At 48.0% G+C, this 2,807-nt stretch carries 2 protein-coding genes; both read left to right on the top strand.

The window, feature by feature from the left end:
* Positions 1-152: 152 nt before the first annotated feature.
* A complete protein-coding gene (locus ACFO8Q_RS03325) occupies positions 153-1,760 on the top strand; it encodes a spore germination protein (protein WP_380024293.1) in 1,608 nt (535 codons plus the stop codon).
* A 34-nt stretch (positions 1,761-1,794) separates the two neighbouring features.
* Positions 1,795-2,807 (top strand): Ger(x)C family spore germination protein (locus ACFO8Q_RS03330; RefSeq protein WP_380024294.1); only part of this gene is annotated, 1,013 nt, incomplete at its 3' end.

Below are 2,807 nucleotides of genomic sequence, written 5' to 3' on the forward strand. Positions count from 1 at the left end.
ATAAGGATTTCAGTTATCCACAGCACCCCTTGGGGTGCCTACTTTTAGGCCTATACTGTCGAACCCGGGTATGAATTCCCGAGCGTTTACACGGCAATCCCGTTGTTGCTGCTGATTGTAGGAACCATTCGTAAAAAAAGGAGGAGTGAAGGATGAGCAAAAAAAAACCGAGATGGATTAGAAATCTTGTGACATTCAATCGCAGTCACCCTCGCCCTGACCTTCCCGCCTACCAGCAGGATGTTCCACAAAGCGATATGCTCAGCGGAATTCTCGAGAAGGATTTGCAGCAGATGAAAGCGATTTTTGATCGATCTTCCGACATGGTCTATCGGGAATTTGAATTAGGCAAAACCCAAAGAGGGGTCCTGATTTTGCTGGATGGACTTGTCAACATGGAAGTGATTGATTCGGACGTCCTAAAACCTTTACTGAATTATGGCAAAAACCTACCTAAGCAATCAACGGTTCAACTGCAGGAAATGGAGACTCTGCTTCAGAATGAAGTGATTTCAGCAGCTCAGGTGAGCAGGGGGAATAACGTCCAGGAAGTGGCAGATCATGTTTTGTCCGGAGAAACCGCCTTACTGATCGACGGTGTAAAACAGGCGCTTTTCATTAGTGCGAAAAAATGGGAAATGAGGTCAGTGGAAGAACCTGCCACGGAAGCGGTGATTCGCGGCCCGCGGGACGGCTTCACGGAAAACCTGCGTACCAATACAAGTTTAATTCGCAGAAGGTTGAAAACTCCGCAGTTGAAAATGGAAGCATTAAAGGTGGGACGGTTATCGAAAACCGATATCGTAATTACATATCTGGACGGCATTGCGGATGAAGCAGTAGTGGCAGAAGTCCGGGAACGACTCAATCGAATTGATATTGATGCGATTCTGGAGAGTGGATATATTGAAGAACTGATCGAAGACACTCCTTTTTCCATTTTCCCTCAAGTGACTTATACCGAGCGGCCAGATAAAGTGGTTGGAAATTTATTGGAAGGAAAAGTTGGGATTATCATCGACAACACTCCGTTTGCGTTGATTGTTCCAATCACTTTTTATGAGATGCTGCAAGCAACGGAAGATTACTATACGCGTTTTGTCGTTGCGACTGCGATCCGATGGTTGCGGTTTCTATTTTTGGTAGTGGCTTTGCTGTTCCCATCTCTTTATATTGCCGTGACCACGTTTCATCAGGAAATGATCCCGACGACTCTGCTGCTTAGTGTGGCTGCCTCCCGGGAAACCGTTCCGTTTCCTGCTCTTGTTGAAGCCGTTCTGATGGAAATTACCTTTGAAGGATTGCGGGAAGCGGGTGTGCGTCTGCCACGTCCGGTCGGACAGGCTGTGAGCATTGTAGGAGCTCTTGTGATTGGTGAGGCAGCTGTAGAGGCAGGCATTGTTTCCGATCCGATGGTGATTGTCGTCTCTATTACCGGCATTGCCTCCTTTATCATACCCAACTTCAATCAGGGTATCGCGATCCGTCTGCTTCGTTTTCCGATCATGATTTTAGCCGGCACATTGGGGTTATATGGGATATTGTTAGGGATTTTGTTTATTTTGATTCATATGTGTCGGCTTCGTTCATTCGGTGTACCCTATTTGGCTCCCTTAGCTCCTATGCATTTCGGAGATTTCAAAGATGTGCTTGTACGGGTGCCCAGATGGGATATGAACGAGCGGTCACAAGAAACGGGAAAAAACAACCCTCAGCGCATCAGAAGTTTATTGCGTCCCCGTCCGCCGAAACAAAGGTAGGATACGGTTGAACCGGAGAGGGAAGGAGGATGACATGAAAAAGAAACTGATCCTGTTGCTGAGTATGATCCTTATGACCTTGCTTAGCGGCTGCTGGAGCCGGGTGGAGGTCAATGATATCGCGATTGTAACGGCGATCGCCATCGATAAGGTGGAAGAGGGAAAAATTCGCATGTCGCTGCAAGTTGCAATTCCAATGGCCCTCGGAGCTGCCGGGGGAGGTGGCGGTAGCGGTGGAGGTGAGGGTGAGAAAAAAACGACACTCCTCGTTTCGGAGGAGGGAGAAACAGTGATGGATGCTTATCGCAGGTTGCAGGTGAAATTGCCTCGCCGCATCACCTTTGCTCACAGTCGGATTCTCCTCATTGGTGAAAAAGCGGCGCGAAGCGGTGTGTCTCCCATTTTGGATTTTTTTTCGAGACAGAGAGAATCCCGTATGAGGAAGTGGATTCTGGTTACCGAAGGGGACGCGTCTGAGATCTTAAAAATTAAACCGGGTTTGGAAAGAGTCTCCGCTGAAGTGATCAGAGAAGAGGAGAACCAACCAGTTGGACTGAGGGTGAATTTAAGGGATTTTTCGGATATGTTGCTTACCGACGGTTTAGAACCTGTGGCCCCCCAGATAAGACAAAAACCTCATGACGTGAAGAAGAAGGATTCTGAAAGTGAGGAATCATCTAAGGAAAATATGACGGCCGCCATACTGGGAGCAGCCGTATTCCATAAGGATAAATTGGTTGGCTGGATGAACGACAAGGAGACGAGAGGCGTGCTGTGGCTTCGCGATGAAATGAAGATTGGCGTGGTCACGATCAACATCCCTGAAGAAAAAGGAGAAGGCAAAGTAAGTGCACAAGTGTTGAAAGCAAGCACAAAGATCATACCAACGCTTGAGAATGGCAGGGTAAAAATCGAAGTGGACGTCAGCGCCGATTATGACATTTATGAGAATGCCTCGAAATTAGACCTGAGTGATCCCCGGCTTCGACAGTCCGTAGATGTACAAACCGCCACGAGCCCAATCAGGACAAGGGAAGCGGCGGTTGT

It is taken from the genome of Effusibacillus consociatus, from assembly GCF_042652925.1.
Taxonomy (GTDB): Bacteria; Bacillota; Bacilli; order Tumebacillales; family Effusibacillaceae; genus Effusibacillus; species Effusibacillus consociatus.